The organism is Sorangium sp. So ce131 (assembly GCF_051519095.1).
In the GTDB taxonomy this organism is placed as follows: Bacteria; Myxococcota_A; Polyangia; order Polyangiales; family Polyangiaceae; genus Sorangium.
This window is the reverse complement of record NZ_CP150455.1, coordinates 3933209-3954094: the sequence shown is the minus strand read 5'-3', so window position 1 is coordinate 3954094 and position 20886 is coordinate 3933209. Positions and strand designations below refer to the sequence as shown.

The following is a 20886-nucleotide window of genomic DNA, read 5'->3' as shown; positions in this document are numbered from 1 at the left end:
AGATCCAGGCCACAGGCAGGCCTCCCGACGAGATGGGGAATCCGCCACGCGCCGCGCACCGATAGGCTGTATCCTTGTTGGCTCTCGCAGTGCGCGATGTCACGCCCGCTGAGCGAGCAGTGCGCGATGCCACTTTTACTGTGATAATTCATTGACATCAAAAGCGCTCTTCCGTCTCTTGCCGCCGCTCGGCGCGCGCAGCGTTCGCAACCGCCCGAGTCACGTCGTCCCGGCGTGGTGGTCTCGTCTCAACGTCCGCGTGGGGTCTGGAGATTCGCTCGATGCGTCATGTCCTTTACTCGGTAGCCTGGATTGCTTGCTCGGTCCTCTCGTCGCTCGCAGGGTGTGTGTCCGGCCCCGCCGGCAACACGGAGGCTTCTGCGAACGTCGACGGCGACCACGGCGGTGGGCCCGGGGGCTCGGGCTCTGCGGCCGGCGCGGTGGACTGCGACGCGCTCGCCGCCAGGCTCCAGGCCGCGCTCGACGCGGCGGTCGACGCGCAGGGGCTCCCCGGGGCTGCCGCCGCCGTGGACCTCGGAGGCTGCTCCTTCCGCGGCGCGGCGGGCATGGCGGACGTCGAGGCGAACACGCCGGTCAAGCCGGGGGATCTCTTTCGCGCCGGGAGCATCACCAAGACGTTCATCTCGACGCTGGTCCTGATGCTCCGCGCCGAAGGCGCGCTGTCGCTCGACGACGCCGTGGCGGCCTACGTGGACGGCGTTCCCGGCGGCGAGCAGATCGCGGTACGTCAGATCCTGAATCATACGAGCGGCCTGTTCAACTACACGGATACCCACGATTTCTTGCGCGCCGTCGAGGCCGACCCGGCCCGCGTGTGGGCGCCCGAGGAGCTCGTCGCCTTCTCCGCCGCAGAGCGGCCGTACTTCGAGCCGGGGCGAGGCTTCGAGTACTCCAACACGAACTACATCGTCGCCGGCCTCCTCGTCGAGGCGGTGTCGGGGAAGCCGGTCGTCGAGCTCCTGCGCACGCGCATCCTCGAGCCCGCGGGGCTCGCGAGCACGTACCTCGACGGCGCAGAGCCCGCCCTGCCGGGGCTCGTGCGCGGCTACGGGTCCTACGGGGGCAAGCTCGTCGACGTGACCTCCGCCGTGGATGCGTCGTCCGCGTGGACGTCGGGGGGCCTCGTGTCGAACACGGAGGACCTCACGACCTTCTTCGTCCGGCTCCTCGACGGCGGGCTGCTCGGCCCGGCCGAGCTCGAGGAGATGACCACCTGGGTCGGCTCCCTGTCGGCCGACGCGCCGGGGTACGGCCTCGGGCTGGCGCAGCGCCCGTCGCCGGTCGGCGCCACCTGCGGGCACGGCGGCAGCATGTGGGGCTTCGTCTCCGCGTCGTACTGCGCGGTCGATCGCGGCGCCGCCGTCACCGTGCTGGTCAACCACGAGGACGCCGACGTCGAGAGGGTCGTGGACGATCTCTTGCTCGTCCTGAAGACGCCTTGAGTCGGCGGAAGACGCTTCGGGTCAACCGGAGCGGCGCGCGGCTACGGTGTCCTCGCGCACCGGACCCCGACGTGGCTGGTGAGGATCGACGGCTCGTAGTGGTTGCGGTGCCACGTGAGCAGGAACTGCCAATCTCTGTACCAGGCCCCGCCCCGGATCACCCGCTCGGAGCCGCTCTCCAGGTTGGCGCAATCCTCACATGATCCGGAGTAGGACTCAGACCAGGTGTCCCGGGTCCACTCCCACATGCTCCCGGCCAGATCCGCGTGCCCCCACCTGCCGTCCCCCTTGGGCGACCGCGACCCCACAGGCTGGATATCGCTGAGCGGGCAATCATCGTCCGCATTCCCGTCTCCTGTGCATTTGTACACCGCGAAGCTGCCGTCGATCTCGGTCGACTCAGCCGGATCCGACCACGGGTACTCCCGCTGCTCGTCTCCCCCTGCCGCCGCATAGTTCCACTCCGCCTCGGTCGGCAGCCGGCCCCCGTCCCACGCGCAGAACGCGAACGCGACGTACCAGCTCAGGCAGGTCATCGGCAGCCGCTCATGGTCGGCCGCCTCATCCGTCCACACCTCGTACCTCTCCGGATCGCAGTTCGCAGCCGCCCTCAGCGCCGCCGCGTCCTCGGGCAGTTTGTCGTCCCACGCCGGATCCCACCCGCTCCCCGGGATCTTCGGGTGCGCGCCCGCTCCCGCCGCCGGCGGGCGCACGCCCTCCTCGTCATACGCCTCCACGAACTTCCGGAAACGCCCGACCGTCACCTCGAACCGATCCAGCTGAAACCCGCTCACCGTCGCCGGAGCCCCGCTGTCGTTGCTCCGGTTGAACGTGCCCTCAGGCACCGCCTCTGCGCTCGCGCAGCAGCTTTCATCGCCGCTCGGCCCGCACACCTTGGCCAGCCCGACACAGCTCGGGGGCACGCACTCGCCGCCATCACATGCGGGCGCCGCCGCAGGGCACGGCGCCGCGTCCTCCCATTCGCCCTCGTCGCCACACCGCTGCGGTCCGTCGTCCAGGCACCGCCTGGCGTCGGGCGTGCAAGAGACGGCAGTGACGGCGGGGAGGCCGCCTGCGCCTCCGCCTCCTGCCGTGCTCCCACCCGCCCCGCCGCCCTCGGGGCCCCCCTCGCCGGGATCGTAGCTGGACCAGTCCGCCCCGATGAGCTGCGCGCACCCTCCGGATGCAGCCACAGCCGCAGCCCACATCCATACGGTCGCCGCGCTTCGCCTGGTCCTCATAACGCGGAGCATCATGCGGTGCGTCCCGCTCGTCAAGGTGGCTCCATACAGGTGGACGGGAGGCGCCCTATCTCCCTGAGACGATCCCGCCATGCCTTGATGGGCCTGGCCACGGACAGCCAGCCGTCGTCTGGGCACGGCGGCGCCGACGCGCCGCTTTCGCCTTCAGGCGCCGCGCGACGACGCCGGGCCAGGAGCCGATCCCGACCGATGATGCCGCGGGCCCCTCCATGGCAGGGATCACGGCGAGAGAAGAGAGATTTCAACGCAAAGGCGCAAAGGCGCAAACCAGAATTTTCTCTGTATCTTTTCGTCTTTGCGCCTTTGCGCCTTTGCGTTGAAATCTTCTCTGGATCTCTGGCCAGACTTGTGACGCTCGGAACTAGATCTCTGGCGCGCGAGACTGGACAGCTTCGCGGGAGCGAGGCCTCACGGCGCGCCGAGCGCTGGTGATGAATCTCCGCGCCCGGCCCGCTTCTCGGTTCTTTCTCGGTCTCGCCGCCTGTACGCACCGTGCACACCGCGCCGCGCATCACCGGCGCTTCTGCCGTGGAACCAGCGATGTCGGGGATGACGCCGGCGATAACAGCGGTGCCGTCACCCCATGTTCCGGCCGAACCGGCGTACCGCTTGCATTGGTGCGAGGCCCGGTGGAGCCCTGTCGGGCGCTCCACCTGGAAGGAGTCGATGATGAAGCATGTGGAATTGATCGGAATCTTGGCGGCGTCCGCCGCGGTGCTCGGCGGAGCCCAGCTCGCCGCTGCCGCCACGACCACGCCGGTCGGGGAGCTCGCGCTGGTCGAGGAGACGCCGGTTCCGAGCTCGACGGAGGCGAGGAATCACCACCAGCCGCATCACGGCCACGGCCACTATGGCCACGGGCAATACGGCCATGGGCACCATGGCCACGGGCACTATGGCCACGGGCAATACGGCCATGGGCACCATGGCCACGGGCAATACGGCCACGGGCACCACGGCCATGGGCACCACGGCCATGGGCACCATGGCCACGGACACCGCGGTCGTCTGCACTCCGACGCGGCTCCGTACGGGGCGCTGCCGGCGCCGGTCGTGGTCGTGAGCCACGCTGACCCTCGCTGAGGCGGGTGCTGCGGACCAGCGGCGCAGGACGCGGGCCCCGGCCGCCCCACCGTCCTTCCATCGCCGCGCGCGAGCTCACCGGCCGGTGTGTGCGGCGAATGTGCGGCGAAGAGGGGCGGTCGTGAAGGGGGGACGATGGGAAGAGAGACGATCGGCCGGGGGCGAGCGCTCGTCGTCCTGGTCGCAGCCGCGGGACACCTCGGGCTGGTGATCATCCTGGGAGCGCTTCAGATCGACCTTCGAGGACGAGGGCCGATGGCGGACGCGATCGCCGGCTACGGCGCGCTCTCCGGCGCCGACAGCGGGTACTCCTTCTTCGCGCCCGACTTCGGATCGCCGCCGATGGCCACGTTCGAGGTCGTGGACGCGACGGGGGCGGTGATCATCGACCACCTCGAGTCCGGGGCGAACACCGAGGCAGACCTGCGGACCGGGAACGTCGTCGGGAAGTTCCAGCTGGAGGAGGATCAGGCGCTGAAACGCTCGATCGCCGCGTCCTGGGCAGGGAAGATGTTCGCCAGGCACCCTGGAGCCCGGAGCGTCGTCGTGCGCGTGGACGAATGCGACGTCGCTCCGATACACGTGTATCGCCAGGGAGACGGCCTCCGGTGCGAGCTGCACTATCAGGCGAAGTTCGTCCCCCGCGCGCAGCTCCGCGCCGCCCCGACCCGAGACGGGGGGGCGCCGTGAGCGGGCGCGCCGTCCTCCGGCTCGCGGGCCGGGCGTCGCTCGAGCACGCGTGGCTCTCGATCGATCGCTTCGCCTTCGCGCCCGCGTCGGCGGCGCCCCTCGCGGCGCTGCGGATCGGGCTCGCGGCGGTCCTCCTCCTCCAGGCCGCGATGGTCGCCCCGGCGCTGCTCGAGCTGTACGGGCGATCCGGCATTCTCCAGGGGCCGCTCAACGAGGTGTTCGCGAGGAGCGACCTGCTCCGCATCGGCTGGCTCATCGACCGCCTCGCGCCGCTGGGCGTCGGCGAGGAGTCCGTCGTCCTCGGCGCGGGCGCGCTCTACGCGCTCGCGCTCGCCGCGCTGCTCGTCGGGTGGCGGACGAGGGCGGCGGCGGCGCTGGCCTGGCTCACCCACTTCCTGCTGATGATGACGGCGGACAGCACGAGTTACGGGGCGGACAACTACGCCAACATCTTTCTCTTCTACCTCCTCTGGATGCCCTCGGGAGCAGCGCTGTCGCTGGACCGCCGGCGCGCCCGCGCGCCCCAAGGACCGCCGGCGACCACGCGGCTCTCGCTGCGCGTCGTCCAGGTGCACCTCTGCATCTCCTACCTCGCGAGCGGGCTCGCGAAGGCGTCCGGCGAAGCGTGGTGGAACGGGGAGGCGGTCTGGCGCTCGGTCATGTTGCCCGGGTACCGCCAGGTCGACTTCTCCTGGATGGCGCAGCACCCCTTCATCCCGATGATCGCCGGCTGGCTCGTGATCCTCGTGGAGGCCGGCTACGCGGTCCTGATCTGGCCGCGGCGCACGCGGCGGCTCTGGGTGGCGGCCACGGTGGCGCTCCACGCCGGCATCGCGGCCTTCATGGGGCTCGTCGTGTTCGGCGCGCTCATGGCGGTGCTCACGGTCGCGGCCTTCGGGGTGAGCGCCGACCCGCGCGGCCCCGCCAAGGCGCCGCCCGGCGCCGCGTGAGCGCCGCGCCCTGGCCGGCGCGCGCGGCCGGCGCCGCGTGAGCGCCGCGCCCCGGCCGGCGCCCCCGGTCGGCGCGCGATGTCCATGCTAGACCGCGCGGCGCCGATGCCCCCCGAGCGCCCCCTCCTCTCCACCGCGAGCGCCCCGCTCACCGCCACCATGGGCGAGCTTGCGGGTGAGCTCGCCGACAGCCCCTCGAACGACGGCGCACCCGCCAGCGCGCCCGCTTCCGCGCCGGCGGACCACGAGCCGCTCCCGTCGCTCGACCTGCCCACCGACCGCCGCGTCGTCACCCCGCGCGACCTCGCCGCAGCGCTCGCCGCCGCGGCGCAGCCGAGGACGCTCCACGCCGCCGGCGCCGCCGGCTCGGCCGTCGCCCTCGTGATCCGCCGCCTCACGGCCGCCGCCCCGAGCCGCCGCATCGTCGCCCTCACCGCCGACGTCGACAGCGCCCGCGCCCTCGCGGCCGACGCCTCGTTCCTGCTCGCCGACCGGGACGCCGACGACGCCGAGGCCGCCGGCGCCACCACCTCCGGCCGCGTCCTGCTCTACCTGCCGAACGAGGCCAGCCCGTACGCCGACGTCAACCCGGACCGCCGCGGCGCCCAGACCCGCCTCGCCACCCTCTTCCACCTCGCCATGGACCTGCCGTGGTCGGTCCTCGTCTGCCCCGTCGCCGCGCTCGCCCGCAAGGTCGTGCCCAAGGACGAGGTCACCGAACACGCCGAGCTCGTCATCGCCGAGCAGGAGATGGACCGCGACGCGCTCTCCGCCCGCCTCGGCGCCTCGGGCTACGTCCGCAGCCCGCTCGTCGAGGACCCGGGATCGTTCGCCGTCCGCGGCGCCCTGCTCGACGTCTGGGCGCCGTCCGCCGAATTTCCCGTACGCATCGATTTTTACGGCGACATCATCGCGTCGATCAAGACCTTCAACCCCGACGACCAGCGCACGGTCGCCGACGTGAAGGAGGTCTGGCTGCCGCCGGCGCGCGAGGCGATCCTCACCCCGGACAACGTCGAGCGCGCCCGCCAGCGCGTGCGCGCCGCCTGCGACGCGGTCGACTTCCCGTCGTCGAAGGCGCGCGCCCTGGTCGACGACGTCGCGAGCGGCCGCGCCTTCTTCGGGGCCGAGGGGTACCTGCCCGCGTACGTCGACCTGGCCCCCTTCACGTCGTACCTGCCGGACGACACCCTCGTCGTCCTGGAGGACCCGGCCTCCCTCACCGCCGCCCTGCGCGACGAGCTCGGCCGCGCCGCCGCCGACCGGAACCACAAGGACCGCGAGCCGCACTTCCCGCTCGACGCCTTCTACGAGGACGAGGCGCACGCCGCGTCGTGGCTCGCGGCGCGCGCCGCCCTCGCGCTGCACCGCACCGGCGTGGAGGGCGCCACCGAGAACCCCGGCTCGCTGGAGCGCTTCGAGGTCGTCCCCGAGGACACGCCCTCGCTCGCCACGCGCGACCAGTCGGACCTCGAGCGCGCCATCAAGGCCGCCCGCGCCTCGCGCGGCAAACACGGCGCCCTCGACCCGCTCGTGCGCCGCGTGATCGCGTGGCAGGAGGCAGGCCTGCGCGTGCTCATCGCGGCGCGCGCCCAGACCCAGGTCGAGCGCCTCGTCACCCTGCTCCGCCACCGCGACGTGCGCGTGAGGGCCCACCTCGGCCCGTTCGACCCCGCCTTCCTCGACGGGACCGGCCCGGCCGCCGCGCGCGACGCCGCCCTCGTCGTCGCGGGCTCGCTCGCGCGCGGCGTCATCGCGCCCACCGAGGGGCTCGCGCTCGTCACCGAGGAGGAGATCTTCGGCGCGCGCGCCCACCGCCGCGCCGCGCGCGCCGCCGCCTCCGCCACGAAGCCCTCGCAGGCGTTCCTCGAGGACCTGCGCAACCTGGGCGTCGGCGACTACGTCGTCCACGTGGAGCACGGCATCGGGCGGTACCTCGGCCTCGTGCACAAGCAGGTCGGCGCGACCACGGTCGACCTGATCGCCGTGGAGTACGCGGGCGGCGACAAGCTGTACCTGCCCGTCTACCGCCTGAACCAGATCCAGAAGTTCAGCGGCGGCGAGGGCGCCCCCAAGGTCGACCGGCTCGGCGGGCAGACGTTCGCCAAGACGAAGGCGCGCGTCGAGAAGAGCGTCCGCAAGATGGCCGACGAGCTCCTGCGCCTCTACGCCGAGCGGCGCGCCGCCACGGCCGAGCCCGTCCCGCCCGCGGACGACGACTACCGCGCGTTCGAGGCGACCTTCCCCTTCGACGAGACGCCCGACCAGGCCCGCGCCATCACCGAGGTCGCGGCCGACCTCGAGTCGGGCCGCCCGATGGACCGCCTCGTCTGCGGCGACGTCGGGTTCGGCAAGACCGAGGTCGCGATCCGCGCCGCCTTCCGCGCCGCGAACGCCGGCCGGCAGGTCGCCGTGCTCTGCCCGACCACGGTGCTCGCTCAGCAGCACTACCTCAGCTTCAGGTCCCGCATGGCCTCGTACCCGATCGAGGTCCGCGCGATGTCCCGCTTCCAGACCAAGCAGGAGCAGGACGAGGTCTCCCGCGGCCTGCGCGACGGCAGCGTCGACGTCGTCATCGGCACGCACCGCCTGCTCTCCAAGGACGTCCACTTCAAGCGGCTCGGCCTGCTCGTCGTCGACGAGGAGCAGCGCTTCGGCGTCACCCACAAGGAGCGCATCAAGGCGCTCAAGACCAACGTCGACGTGCTCACCCTCTCGGCCACGCCCATCCCCCGCACCCTGCAGATGGCGGTCTCGGGGCTGCGCGACATGTCGATCATCTCCACGCCCCCGACCGACCGCCGCGCCATCCGCACCGTGGTGACGCGCCACGACGAGGCCGTGATCCGCGAGGCCGTGCTCCGCGAGCTCGGCCGCGGCGGCCAGGTGTTCTACGTCTACAACCGCGTCGAGGGCCTGTACGAGCGCGCCGCGCGCCTCGCCGAGCTCGTCCCGAGCGCGCGCATCTGCGTCGCGCACGGCCAGATGTCCGAGCAGAACCTCGAGCAGGCCATGCTCGACTTCGTCGAGGGCCGCTACGACGTGCTCTGCGCGACGGCGATCATCGAGAGCGGCCTCGACATCCCCCGGGCCAACACGATCCTCATCGACCGCGCCGACATGTTCGGCCTGTCGCAGCTCTACCAGCTGCGCGGCCGCGTCGGCCGCTCGAAGGAGCGCGCCTACTGCTACCTCATCGTGCCGCCGCCGAACGCGATGACCGACGAGGCGCGGGCCCGCATCGAGGCGCTCGAGCGCCACACCGAGCTCGGCTCCGGCTTCCAGATCGCCTCGCTCGACCTGGAGCTGCGCGGCTCCGGCGACCTGCTCGGCGCCGAGCAGAGCGGCACCGTCGCGCAGGTCGGCTTCGAGCTCTTCTGCCAGATGCTCGACGAGGCGGTGCACGAGCTGCGCGGCGAGCCGGTCGTCCACGACGTGGACACCGAGCTCTCGTTCGACGCCGACGCGCTGCTGCCCGAGGAGTACGTCTCCGACGTCGGCGTGCGCCTCTCGCTCTACAAGCGCTTCGCGAGCGCGGGCGCGGCGGAGGACGTGCAGGACCTCGCCGCCGAGATGGAGGATCGCTTCGGCCCGCCGCCGGTCGAGGCGCGCCGGTTCGTGCACCTCATGCGGCTCAAGACCGAGCTGCGCCGGCTGAAGGCCCTCGCCTGCGAGGCGAGCTCGAAGGGCGTCACGCTGCACCTGCGGGAGGACACCCCGCTCGACACGGCCAAGGTGCTCAAGCTGGTGCAGCCGAAGAGCTCTCCGTACCGGCTCTCGCCCGACATGCGGCTCTCCCGCCGCGCCAAGGACGGCGAGGCCTTCACGAGCGGGCTCGAGGCCGCCGACAAGCTCCTCAGCGAGCTCGCCGGCTGCCTCAAGGACGGCGCCTGAGGCGCCCGGCGCGCCGCCCGACGCCTCCACCACGCGCCGTCCGCGGCAGCCTCGCGCGCGGCGCCTCGGCCGGCGGCAGCGCCCGCGGCCCGCGGCCCGCGCCTCGCACCCTGCGCCCCGCGCGGGCGGTGATACCCTGACCCTCCTCGGAGGGGATGGATGACCGCCCGCCCTGATCGCGCGATGCTCGAGGCGATCCAGAAGAGCAGCCCGATGACGAGCTGGTACAGCCCGTTCCAGCTGGCCCGCTCCGGGCTCGACATGGCGATCTCCGGCCTGATGGGCGCGCGCGGCGACTTCCGGCTCCTCGAGGCGATCGCGGGGCCGCAGCCGCCCTTCGACTACGCCGCGCGCGACGGCCTCGAGCGCGACGAGCTCTGGCTCGACTACGTGGCGGACACCGGCGACGGCTTCAACCCGACCTACGCGATCGCGAGCCTGCTCGCGCGGCCGACGCTCTCGCTCGGCGGCCGGGAGACGAGGCGCGGGGAGGTGCTGATCATGGGCGGGGACCAGGTCTACCCGTCCGCGACGCGGCAGGCGTACTGGACGCGCCTCGTCATGCCCTACGCGGCCGCGCTCCCGCAGGCCGACGTGAAGGAGCCGCCGCACCTGTTCGCGATCCCGGGCAACCACGACTGGTACGACGGGCTGACGAGCTTCATGCGGCTCTTCGGCCAGAGGCGCACGCTCGGGGCCTGGAAGACGCTCCAGACGCGGAGCTACTTCGCGCTGAAGCTGCCGCACGGCTTCTGGCTGCTCGGCGTGGACATCCACCTCGAGGCCGACATCGACCAGCCGCAGATCGAGTACTTCTGCCGGCTGGCGAGGGCCGAGATGCGCGACGGCGACCGGGTGGTGCTCTGCACCGCGGAGCCCGACTGGGTGAAGGGCGCCATCTACAACCCCGATCTCCAGAGCAACCTCGCGTTCTTCGAGCGGCACCTCGCCGAGGCGCGGCCGGGCGTCGAGGTCGTCGCGCGCATCGCCGGAGATCTGCACCACTACCGCCGCCACGAGTCCGCGGACGGCCGGCAGAACATCACCGCCGGCGGCGGCGGCGCGTTCCTCCACCCGACGCACGGCGAGCCGGTGGACGTGGTCCACTCCGGCCCGGGCGACGACCAGCGCCCCTACACCCTGAAGGCGTCGTTCCCGTCGGCGGCGGAGTCGCGGCGGCTCACGTGGCATAACCTCCTGTTCGTCCGTTACAACGCGGGGTTCCTGCCCGTGGCCGCCTTCGTCTACATGCTCTCGTCCCTGACGCTGCGCCGGCCGGGGTCCGGCGCGGTGGCGTGGGGGCTCATCCTGGTGCTCGTGTTCATCCTCTTCACCGACACGAGCCGGACCTGGTATCGCCGCCTGGCCGGCTCGCTGCACGCGCTCGTGCACCTCGCCGCGGCGCTGGGGCTCACCCACCTCGGCGGCGCGCTGCTCGGCCTCGACGTCCGGAACCTCGCGTCCTTCGGGAGCATCCTCGCCGTGACGCTCTTCGCCGGCGCGACGGGCGCCCTGGTCGGGCCGACGCTCATGGGCGTCTATCTGCTGATCTCGCTCAACGTCGTGCGCAGGCACGGCAACGAGGCCTTCTCGGCGCTGCGGATCGAGGACTACAAGAACTTCCTGCGCATCCACGTCCACCGCGGGGGGCTCACCCTCTATCCCGTCGGGCTGCGGAAGGTGCCGCGCGCGTGGACGTGGGTCGAGGATCGCAAGCCCGGCGAGCCGTACCTGGTCCCCACCCGCGGCGCGCTCGCCCCGGAGCTCATCGAGGAGCCCATCACCATCCCGATCGCGCCCCGGCATCGAAGGACCGACCAGCGCGCGGCGGAGGTCGCGGGCGACGCGCGCCGCGGGCCCCCTGCCGAGGCGCCGCGGTGCCCGGCCCCCGCAGCGGAATCCCCGGCGGAGAGCGGCGTGTCCGAGCCGTAGGCGCGCCGCGGGAGCCCGCCGGCGAGCACGGGGCGGGTGGCCTGGGGCAGATCGCCTCATTCCGGGACATTCTGGCTTGGATTCAAATTGACAGTTCCGCTGTGCGTGTACGGGTGTCCGTTGTGCGTGTACGGGTCGAGTTGCACGCGGGTGCGGAGGGCCGTGGCGGCGCAGCGCGGGGCGGCGGTGCTGTCCTCCAGGCTGAAGGTGGGAGCGCGGGCAGGAGCGCCGGGAGGGCTTCCTGCGTTCACGTCATCGCAGGATAGCTGTCCAGGCGACGAGCGCCCCTGCGGCGCGCTCCACCGAGGGTGCGAGCGCGCGGCGATAGGCCCTCGCGGCGCCGGGGCTCACGGCGAGGCGACGACATGGGTCAACGTGACCGGGGCGGGCGTGGCGCAGATGAGGCGCCGCTCCCCGGGCGGGGCCAGCGGGTCGGGGCCTTCCCTCGGGCACGACCTCGGGCCGTTGGCGATGGCGTCTTGTTCGAGGTCCTCCGGGGTCCAGTCGCGGTTGGCGCTGGGCGCGTTCGCGAGCCCCTCGGCACACGCCGCGGTGGTGGCGAGGCAGAGCAGCGCGAGCGCGGTGCGGATCGGAGAGCTGATGGAGAGCTTCATAGGCACATCCCGTCTCCGTGGCGCCGGCGCTGGTGGCGCCGGGACACAGGGGTTCGTCAGGGTTTCCTGAGCGGATCCCACTTCACGGTTCGTGCCAGGTGAGGTTGTCGGGCCGTTGGGGGCAGCCTGGCCGCCGCCGCCGCGGCCGGCGCCGGGCGGCCTCGCGCGGCGAACGAGCCGGGCTCGGCGGCGGCCGGGGCCGGGCTCGACGGCGCCAGCGCCGGCGTGGGGCGGCGACAGCGACGGCGACGGCGTGGGGCGGCGATATCGCCGGCGCAAGCGGCGGCCGAGCTGGGCGCGGCGCCGACGGCCGCGGGCGGACGGAAACGCCGCGCACGGCTTGCGACGCCGTGCAACGGCTCAAGGTGCTGCGCTAGGGGGGTCGGTGCTCAAGGTGCTGCGCCGTGGGGTCGGCGCGGGGCGCGGCCCGGAGCGAGCGGGCGGAGGCAGGCCCCGAGGAGGGGTGCCGAGCGCGGCCCCGAAAGGAGTGTCGATCATGGCGAGAGACGTCATCGAGGTGCTCAACGACCTCATCCAGCTCGATCGCGACGCGATCGCCTCGTACGAGCAGGCCATCAAGGCGTGCGAGCACGTCCAGACCAGGGAGATGCTCGCGCGGTTCAGGGACGATCACGCGCGGCACGTCGTGGACCTGAGCGCGCATGTCGCGGCGCTCGGCGGCGTCGCGGCGCAGGACCGCGATCTCAAGGGCAAGATCATCGAGGGGTTCACGGCGATCACGAGCGTCGGCGACCACAGCGCGCTGCTCGCGATGCGCGGGAACGAGGAGCTCTCGAACCGGTACTACGAGGCGGCGCTGAACGAGGCGCTCACGACCGAGGCCCGGGACATCGTCGAGCGCAACTACGGCGATGAGCAGCGACACCTCGCGTGGATCAAGGACGCGCTGTCGAGGAAGGCCTGGGAGCAGGCCGCCTAGGTGGAACACCGGTCACGTTGTTCAAGCGAGAGGTAGCCGCCAGGGCGCCGAGAGACGGTCTTCTTCTTGGCGTCCTTGGCGTCCTTGGCGCCTTGGCGGCTCGAAATTCTGCTCGTTTCAGGCGGGATCAACCCGTTTGTCGCTCCAGGCGGGCGCTCGGCCCGCGACGGCGGCGAACACGGAATCGAACAGGCTCTACGGTGGGGGTAGTATGAAATCGAATCGGTCCATCCATCTCGCGCTCGTCATGGGCGCGCTCGCGGCCGCGCCAGCGCTCGCGGCCGCACAGACGGGCAGCACGAGTCCGCCGCAGCAGCGCGAGTCGAGCGCCGCCGGCGGCGCGCAGCCGCAGCAGGGCAACCAGGCCGGCGCCGCCGGCGGCGCGCAGCAGCATGGCAACCAGCCCGGCGCCAGCGGCGCGCAGCAGCATGGCGCCAGCGGCGCGCAGCAGCATGGCGCCAGCGGCGCGCAGCCGCAGCAGGGCAACCAGGGCGGCGCCGCGAGCGGGCGGCACGCGCAGCAGCATCAGCAGCAAGGCCAGAAGAAGAAGGCCATGAAGCTGGAGGAGCGGGTCTCGTTCGCGGTCGAGGACGGGTGCACCTACACGGCCACGGTGAACGGCAAGCTCGAGCCCGCCGCGGCCGGCAGGTCGCAGCAGCCCTCGGGCGGCCAGCCGGGCGGCGGCAGCCAAGGCCGCGGCGGCACGGGCGCGCAGGGCCAGACCGGCGGCGTTGGGCAGGGCCCGGCCGGAGAAGGCAGCCAGGCACGCGCCGGCGGCGCCCAAGGCGGCAGCCAGGGCCACGCGGGCGGCGCCCAGGCAGGCGGCACCGAGGCAGGCGGCGCTCAGGCAGGTGGCGCTCAGGCAGGCAGCGCCCAGGCAGGCGGCGCCCAGGCAGGCGGTCAGTCTCAATCAGGTGACGGCGACCGGGACCGGGTGAAGCCCAACCTCACCGTATCCGCGTCGATCAGCTGTCCGAACACGGCCGATCTCCAGGTCACCGACACGCTGAAGACGGACACGCCCATCACCCGCTCCGAGCTCGAGGACATGCTCTCGCGCCGGGCGAGCATCGCGACCCAGAGGGGCGGCCGATTCTGCATGATCGTGCCTGATTTCGAGCTGACGAGCGAGAGGCTCACCAGCCGCGGCGTCACGCAGCTCTGCCGTACGGCCACGCCGCCTCAAAAGCACGGCATGCGCTGATCCTCGTCTCGCCCGGTCACCCTTCCCCGGCGCTCCGCCGCGCCCGCGGGCTCGCCCCTCTCTCCCCCTCTCTCCCCCTCTCCTCCCTCTCCCCTCCCCTCGCCTCCCTCACAGGCCAAAGACCGAGGCCCCGGGGAAAGGCTCCGCCGGCACCACCGGCGGCACGAGGAACACGCCGCCCGCACGCACGCGCAGCAGCGACGTGAGCTCGGGCGGCGTGGTCGCCGGATCGCCGCCGAAGTTCGTCCGGCCGAGCCAGCCCGGCGTGGTCAACATCCGGAAGACGCGCTCGGGCGAGTCCTGGAAGCTCACGAAGTTGAGCCCCGCCCGGAAGCCGGGGGCCGACTCCAGCGGCTCGAGGAACTCGTATCCTTGCCGGTAGATGCGCAGCGAGTCGGGGGACGTGAGGTTCCTCCGGTGCTGGTTCGCCCGCTGGACGTGGCTCACGAGGAGCCGCTCGTCGGCGACCGCCGGGGGCTCGCGGAACTCGGGGTGGCTCGGGTCGGCCGCGCAGCCCGCGACGGGGACGCCGCGCCCGCTCGCGTCCACCGAGGCGAAGGGACATCCGCTCCGCTTCGCGCGCCCCACGAGCAGCTCCTGCGCCACCTCCGGCAGCCGGCGCCACGCGGCGAGATCCACCGAGAGCCGCAGGAAAGCCATCGTGGTGCCCCCCTCCACCCACGCGTCGGCCGCGCTCCCGCCAGGCTTGATCGCCATCACCTCCGCGCGCTCGCTGCTCTTCAGGTTGGAGATGCCGTCGTGGAAGTCGATCCACGAGCGGCCGTCCTCGCGCGAGAAGCCCTGGAAGAAGCCCGTCATCATCAGCGGCGCCGCGTCGCCCAGGTCGTGGAGGAACTTCCACGTCTCCACGACGGCGCGGTGCACCGCGAGCTGCGTGTCCCCGATGAACTGCAGCGCCAGATCCTCGGTGGCCCGGTTGACCAGCACGTCGGCGTCGTACGCGAGGCCGGATCCGTGCAGGAACGGCCCCCCGCCCGTGGGGCGCGGCGAGAGGAACTGGTGCTGCTCCCCGAGCTCCGCGGGGAGCGGCCGCCCCGCCTCGGGCAGCTTGAACGCGCGCAGGCCGTAGCCGACGAGCACGGACAGGTTGCCGGGCGGGACGCGCTCCGGCTCGAGGTCCTGGACCCGCCCCTCCTTCAGCCGCTGGTAGCGGCCCCACAGCTCGGCGAACGCGCCGCCCACCTTCCGGGCGGTGGCGCCCGGCGCGGCGCGCAGGAAGAGGAGCGTGAAGCAGGGGCCGGGGCGCTGGCCGGAGCGGTGGAACAGCCCCTCCTGGAACCGCTCATCCATGGGAGCCTCCCGGACCGCCGCGGGTCCCGGTGCGCGGCTTGTGGGCCGCGTCGTAACGCTGCTTGAGGGCCTTGATCGTGCCGCACACCGCGCCCTGCGCGCACTGGATCGTCTCCGTCCCAGGCTCCAGCAGCACGTGATCTTCCGGCAGCACCGGCTCCGGATCGCCCATCATCATCAGCGGGCCGACCTCCACGTTGCGCAGGATCTGATAACCCCCCGTCACCGGCCGCGCCCTCGCGCCTTCGTGGAGGAGGATGTCGTCGAGGAAGGCCGGCTCGTCGTCGCCCGGGCCGATCTCCAGCCGCTGGAACATCCCCTGCTGGCCGCGCCGGAAGCGCACCCAGCGCTCCGGGAGGACGTCGTCTTTGTAGGAGAACTTCTCGCGCGCGAACGTGTGGATATAGATGCCGAGCGGGTCGGCGAAGGTGATCGGCCGCCCCTTCTGCACGGCGTCCTGGGCGGTGAGCGCCGCCTCCGGGTCCGAGTTGCGGCACGCGAGGTCCGGGCGGCTGCGTTGGAGGAAGATCTCGTCGCGCGTGGCGGGCCGGAGGCCCTCCGGCGTCTTCACGGAGTACAGCCGGCTGCCGAACATGTGGATGAAGAAGATGTCGTCGACGCCGTTGACCGACACCGCCATGAAGAGCAGGTGCTCGCGGTTCAGCGCGCCCACGGGTTGCGTGGGCACGCCGTCATCGAGGTTGCCGCTGCCGGCGACCTGCCGGGCGAAGCGGAGGCGCCGCGCCCGGGGCGAAAGCGACAGGGGGTCGGCGACGCCGTAGAGGTCGCGCCAGCGCGGCTCGAAGCCCAGCGCGTCGGTGGCCATCGCGAGCAGGGCGCGCGGATCGTGCTCGGCCACGAGCACCCAGTACTCGCGCAGCTCCGTGCTCACGGCCACCCGCTTCGGCCGCATGCGCCCCTCGGCGTCCACCGCGTAGGCCACGTGGTACTCGCAGTATTCGTCGTGCAGCGCATAACGGCCCTCGACGTCCCAGTCGCACAGCGCGCGGGCCGCCTCCTCGCCGAGGCACCGCTTCGGCTCGAGCGGGTCCGCGAACCAGCGCACCTGGAGCGGCACCGGGTTCTTCAGGTCGGCGGGCGAGCGCCGGAAGAACCGCGACGGGTACGAGGGGCGCAGCCTCGCGTACACCTGATCCACGTAGTCGCGCCAGCGCTCGCGCAGCTCGGGCGAGAGGTCGTCTGCACGTCCAGGAACCTCCACAAGTCGCTCCTCGCAATGGTTGTCTTCCCCCCGCCTTCGCGGGAGCCTCCATCGTAGAGCAGCGGCTTGCGTTTCATCCACAGGAATCCGGTGCGCTGCTCCGGTTGTTCCTTGGGGAGGCGCAGGAAGTGCCGAGCTGCCCGGCCCCCTGGGAGGGGGATCGCGGCGCGGCGCATGGGACGGGCTGAACTCGCCTTGGACGTCGCGTCCCCTCCGTGCTGCCCACTGCGGGGACGCGACGTCATCGGGCTCAAACAACAGCCCGTCCCCCACGCCACGCCGCGCCCCCCTCCCAGGGGGCCGACCGCAGTCGATCGGATCCACCCCCCTTCCCTCCTCAAGTCCAATGGTGAGCGCCGGCGGGAGGGGCCGCGCTCGTCGACGCGGCGCGGGCGGGCGCGCCGAGCACCGACCGAGGTGCCATAAGGCTTCAGGGCGCTCGAGGTCCCAGGCGCGCCTTGTGTGGCGCGCAACGAAACGTCTCAGGTGGCAAGGCCCGACAGGGAGACATGCCGGGCGGTGTTCCATGCGCAAGCTCCCACGCCCCCGCCTCGGCGGATGCCCAGCGCCCGCCCGCGCCGTGTCGACGAGCGCGGCCCCTCCCGCCGGCGCGTTCCGCTTGGATCTTCCTCCCCCGCTGCTTCGAAGGGAGGACCGGAAGAAGCGCCTTGACGAGAGGGCACCTGCTACGGGATTTCGCTGAACGAGGGATGTGGGCGACACCGGACAGGCGATGTCGCCCTGAGGCGGAGGGGGCACGCGGCGCGCGCCGGGAAGTGAGGAGTCAGGGAGAAACGGAGAGGCTCAGCGAGAGGGCGTGATGATCAGATGGGGGGGCAGGGCGTGATCCGGCCGACCGCATAGGGACGCGTCGTGGGCGAATAATAGGTGGCGCCCGAGGTGACGCTCCAGGAGTAGCCAAGGAGGTCATCCGTGGTGTTGGTGTAGATGCGGACGTAGGCCGTCCCGGGCCCCGCGGTGAACGTGCCGGCGGTGCAGTTGCCGGACCAGCGGCTGTCGGGGAAGGAGGCGCTGCAGCCATGGACCGTGGTCGTCGAGTCCGCGATCGGCAGCGCCCACTGCTTCGTGTTGGCGAAGACCGGGTTCAGCGCCGTGATCTGCGTGGGCGCCCCCGTGGCGATCACGGTGTGCCCGCTGTAGGTGGCGTTCGCGTCGATCACGAGGACGTCGCCCGCAGCGATATTGGTCGCCTTCGTGATCTGCGTGAAGTGGTGCCCCGCGACGATCTGGTCGTAATAAGCGGCCGAGTTCGGGCTCGTCGACCCCCAGAGGACGGCGATGTCCGTGCTCGTGTATCCGAACGCGTTCTTCACAGCCGCCGTGAAGAACGTAGCCCCAGTGCCGACCGTAGTCCCAGCCGAGATGATGTCGGCCGCCGCATCCGAGATGTCGGCGCACGATTGCGCGTTCGCGTGAGCCGAGCCAAGCGCGACGAGAGAAGCAGCAGCAGATGCCATCAGGAAACGAGCCGTGTTGCTGATCATGAATACCTCGGGTGATGAATGCCGTTGCCGTTCCGCAGGCCGAGCGATTCGGTTCAGGAGGTCGATCGTGTGCAGCCAGAGATTCGCACCTGGTCGTGTCGAGCCTAGCATCCAGTGTTTACTTCCAATCGAGCGCATCCGTCAACATGCTTTCACATCACAGCGAGTCAGAGACTCATTTTCATGGGTTCATGTAGGACACATGAGCTCTTGTGCCGGCACCGCCGGATACCGTCCACACCACGACGGCGCGACGACCGGCGCGAGCCATCGACTCTCGCGTCCACGCAGCTGACGCCGCGCGCCAACCTCTCGAGGAGGCGCGGCCGCAAGGTGAGGTCGCTCTGGAGGCTGGTGCAGCTGGAATCCAGCAACACGCAACGAAGGTTTCACGCCGGCGCCGCGCCGGCGTCGCGAGAGGCAGGGCGCGGCGGCGGCGAGGCTCCGGGGGCCAGGGAGCCACGGAGCCAGGAGCGAGGCGCCAGGGGCCAGCGAGATGCCCGCGGGAGGGCGTCCCCGCCGGCGCGAGGCAGCGGTCCCGGCGGCGCGAGGCGGCGTTGACGCCGGCGCGCCGGGCTCCAGGTGAGCGGGACATGCCGGAAGGAGGTCCGTGGTGAAGAAACAATCGAGCCGTCCTTACGAGAAGGACTCACGCTGCTGGCCCGGGTACGAGCCGGTCCCCGGGAAGCGACCCAACGAGCAGGGGAGCTGCCGGAAGAAGCCGGCGAGCAGGAATGGCGGGGTCGAGGTCGACCGGGAGGAGGCGCAGCGCAGGGCCGAGCAGGCCGCCGGGAGCGCCGAGGAGAAGGCGGCCATCAAGAAGAAGAGCAGCTCACCCAGGGTGCGCGCGAGCGCCGGGGTGCGCCAGGCCGCGGGGCGCGCGGGCGGCGCGCAGGCGGCGCGCGGGCGGCCCGCGGGCGGCCCGCGGGGGAGAGGGACGAAGGCGGCGAGGGGCGCGGGGGCTGCGGCGACGAGGAGCGACGCCGCCACGAAGCGCGCCGGAGCCAAGAGGAGCCCTGTCACCACGAAGCGCACGTCCACGCGGCGGACGGGGGTCCCGGCATCCCGGACTTCGGCGCGTTCGAGGTGAGCGGCGTGGACCGCCAAGCAGCGCCGCAGGGATCGCGTGAAAAGCGGGAGCGAGGCGGCGTGAGTCGGCCGCCCTCCCTCAGGCATTTCCTGACCTGACCACGGCAGCTCATTCAGCACACGCATTTCCGGCGCCCCTCCGCCGGTGGTTCTTCCCCGCCCGCGCGGTCGACAGGCCCGCCCTGGGTTGCGCCGGCTCGCCGACGTCGTCCGGAGCGGAGCCAGCAGAGGCTGCGCCATCGGCCGCCGCCCGGGGGCGGCGCGCGCTGCGCAATCCCGCACGCAGGCGCCCCCTGCCGGCGCACGAGACGCCTTGCGCAATCCCGCAAGGCGGAACGCGCCGCCTCGTCGTGATCCTGCGCGGGCTGCCCGAAACACGCGCATACCGCGGCGCCGCGCGCCTCCGTCACCTGCCGAAACCGGGGTAACCGGGGCTCTTGACACCGCTGGAGCCAGCGTCATCGGGGATGGCGCACCAGCTGCATAGGGGGAATCACCGGGGGCCGGTCGGTCTGGATAGATCGCAGCGCCCCCCCGCGGTCAATGCCGCCACGACTCCAGGAGACCACCGATGAACCACCGTTCCTCCATCTCATTCTCTGCCATGCTCCCGGCGCTGATGCTCGCTGGTTGCGCCGTCGACGACGCCTCAACCGCCATGAACGACGAGGGGGTGACCTCACAAGCCGCATCGCAGAGCGGCGCCGGCATCGCGCCGCAGAAGGGCGCCGGCATCGCGCCGCAGAAGGGCGCCAGCGTCGCGCCGCAGCGGGATCGGACCGAGAATCAGCTGTCGTTCGACGTCGAGCTCCCCGCCCGGATGCCGGACGTCCCCGAGCAGGTCACCCTCTACAAGGTCAAGAAGGGCGCCCCGGTCGTCGACCTGCGCGCCCTCGAGGACGCGTTCGATGTGCGCGGCGCGGCCGAGACGACGGCCGACTTCGGCGGCGTGACCCACGTTCGCGCCGGCGCGCGCCACCTCTATGTCTATGACGGCGGCGGCGCCGCCTATCACGACGTCGATCGCATCGGCTCCGAGGCGCCGATCACGCCCCTCTCCGAGCGCCACCTCTGGAAGGACGCGCACCGCCGGCTCGGAGCGCTCGGCCTCCTGGCGGCGGGCCCCGTGAGCCTCGTCCCTGGCCGCGCCGGCGTCAGCGAGGCGGGCACCATGGACCCGTCTGGCAACACGCAGAAGCGCTGGGTGACGGCCCAGTCGGTCTCCTTCGTTCAGCGCATCGACGGCATGCCGACCTTCGGCGGCGGCAATGACGTCCAGATCGTCTACGCCGGAGGCGGCGCCATCGCCAGCCTGACGAGCAACGTCCGCCCCCTCGAGGCGATCGAGAGCCTGACCATCGATAGGCCCGAGAAGGCCGTCGGCCGCTACCTCGACCGCGCGGAGCGCACCGGCCGCTGGAATCTCATCAAGGCGCACATCGAGCGGGTCGATCGCCTCGAGATCACGGACGTCCGCCTCGGCTACTACCTCCCGGACGCCTCGGTTCCCGCGAAGACCGCGGAGCCCGTCTACGCGGTGCACGGCGCTGCGCACGGCGTCGACCAGAGCGGCGCCCAGACGGCCATCGACGTGCTCTGGATCGAGCCCGCCGCGCCGGGGCGCGACATTCCCTCGCTGCAGATCAGCGCCAGGGACGCGAAGTAGGCCGCGGCGGCCTCCGCACCACACGAAACCGAGAACCCAGATCAGAAGCCTCTGACGCATG

At 72.1% G+C, this 20886-nt stretch carries 15 protein-coding genes; 9 read left to right on the top strand and 6 right to left on the bottom strand.

The genetic code is table 11. The features are described 5' to 3' along the window. The first annotated feature begins 281 nt into the window (after nt 1-281). A complete protein-coding gene (locus tag WMF43_RS14660; protein WP_437680789.1) occupies nt 282-1463 on the top strand; it encodes a serine hydrolase domain-containing protein in 1182 nt (393 codons plus the stop codon). Between the two features lie 41 nt (nt 1464-1504). On the opposite strand, the gene WMF43_RS14655 is transcribed toward WMF43_RS14660, so the two are convergent. After that, entirely contained in the window at nt 1505-2656 is a 1152-nt protein-coding gene (locus WMF43_RS14655) for a formylglycine-generating enzyme family protein (RefSeq protein ID WP_437680787.1), read from the bottom strand. Between the two features lie 753 nt (nt 2657-3409). Between WMF43_RS14655 and WMF43_RS14650 the strand changes: the two genes are divergently transcribed. The 5 genes from WMF43_RS14650 to WMF43_RS14630 all read left to right on the top strand — a co-directional run bounded on the left by WMF43_RS14650 (nt 3410) and on the right by WMF43_RS14630 (nt 11274). Then, the gene (locus tag WMF43_RS14650) at nt 3410-3808 is read left to right on the top strand and encodes a hypothetical protein (RefSeq protein WP_437680786.1); all 399 of its coding nucleotides are present in this window, start codon (nt 3410-3412) and stop codon (nt 3806-3808) included. Nucleotides 3809-3943: 135 nt separating this feature from the next. Next, nucleotides 3944-4498, top strand: coding sequence for a hypothetical protein (locus WMF43_RS14645; protein WP_437680784.1), 555 nt, complete (start codon nt 3944-3946; stop codon nt 4496-4498). Further along, on the top strand, nt 4495-5448 hold the full coding sequence (locus WMF43_RS14640; RefSeq protein ID WP_437680783.1) for a hypothetical protein: 954 nt from the start codon (nt 4495-4497) through the stop codon (nt 5446-5448). Before WMF43_RS14645 ends, WMF43_RS14640 begins: the two co-directional genes overlap by 4 nt. Nucleotides 5449-5526: 78 nt before the next feature. Next, nucleotides 5527-9342 (top strand): transcription-repair coupling factor, encoded by a 3816-nt coding sequence (mfd, locus tag WMF43_RS14635; RefSeq protein WP_437680781.1) that lies wholly within the window; start codon nt 5527-5529, stop codon nt 9340-9342. A gap of 159 nt (nt 9343-9501) precedes the next feature. Continuing rightward, on the top strand, nt 9502-11274 hold the full coding sequence (locus WMF43_RS14630; RefSeq protein WP_437680779.1) for a metallophosphoesterase: 1773 nt from the start codon (nt 9502-9504) through the stop codon (nt 11272-11274). A 347-nt stretch (nt 11275-11621) separates the two neighbouring features. Here WMF43_RS14630 and WMF43_RS14625 read toward each other — a convergent pair whose 3' ends face one another. After that, nucleotides 11622-11888, bottom strand: coding sequence for a hypothetical protein (locus WMF43_RS14625; RefSeq protein WP_437680777.1), 267 nt, complete (start codon nt 11886-11888; stop codon nt 11622-11624). A 496-nt stretch (nt 11889-12384) separates the two neighbouring features. Here WMF43_RS14625 and WMF43_RS14620 point away from each other — a divergent pair, with 496 nt between their 5' ends. Both WMF43_RS14620 and WMF43_RS14615 read left to right on the top strand, forming a co-directional pair. After that, nucleotides 12385-12828 carry a PA2169 family four-helix-bundle protein gene (locus WMF43_RS14620; protein WP_437680776.1) on the top strand — a complete coding sequence of 148 codons (444 nt, stop codon included), beginning with the start codon at nt 12385-12387 and terminating at the stop codon, nt 12826-12828. A gap of 136 nt (nt 12829-12964) precedes the next feature. After that, nucleotides 12965-14032: a hypothetical protein gene (locus WMF43_RS14615; protein WP_437680774.1), complete on the top strand. Its 1068-nt coding sequence runs from the start codon at nt 12965-12967 to the stop codon at nt 14030-14032. A gap of 108 nt (nt 14033-14140) precedes the next feature. Here WMF43_RS14615 and WMF43_RS14610 read toward each other — a convergent pair whose 3' ends face one another. The 4 genes from WMF43_RS14610 to WMF43_RS14595 form a co-directional block, all read right to left on the bottom strand. Beyond that, nucleotides 14141-15343: a Dyp-type peroxidase gene (locus tag WMF43_RS14610; protein ID WP_437680772.1), complete on the bottom strand. Its 1203-nt coding sequence runs from the start codon at nt 15341-15343 to the stop codon at nt 14141-14143. After that, a complete protein-coding gene (locus tag WMF43_RS14605; protein WP_437680770.1) occupies nt 15336-16565 on the bottom strand; it encodes a hypothetical protein in 1230 nt (409 codons plus the stop codon). Before WMF43_RS14605 ends, WMF43_RS14610 begins: the two co-directional genes overlap by 8 nt. A gap of 824 nt (nt 16566-17389) precedes the next feature. Then, entirely contained in the window at nt 17390-17899 is a 510-nt protein-coding gene (locus WMF43_RS14600) for a hypothetical protein (RefSeq protein ID WP_437680769.1), read from the bottom strand. An 807-nt stretch (nt 17900-18706) separates the two neighbouring features. After that, nucleotides 18707-19096, bottom strand: a complete 390-nt coding sequence (locus tag WMF43_RS14595; protein ID WP_437680767.1) for a hypothetical protein — start codon at nt 19094-19096, stop codon at nt 18707-18709. A gap of 634 nt (nt 19097-19730) precedes the next feature. Here WMF43_RS14595 and WMF43_RS14590 point away from each other — a divergent pair. Beyond that, nucleotides 19731-20825 (top strand): hypothetical protein, encoded by a 1095-nt coding sequence (locus WMF43_RS14590; RefSeq protein ID WP_437680765.1) that lies wholly within the window; start codon nt 19731-19733, stop codon nt 20823-20825. The last annotated feature ends 61 nt before the right edge of the window (nt 20826-20886 follow it).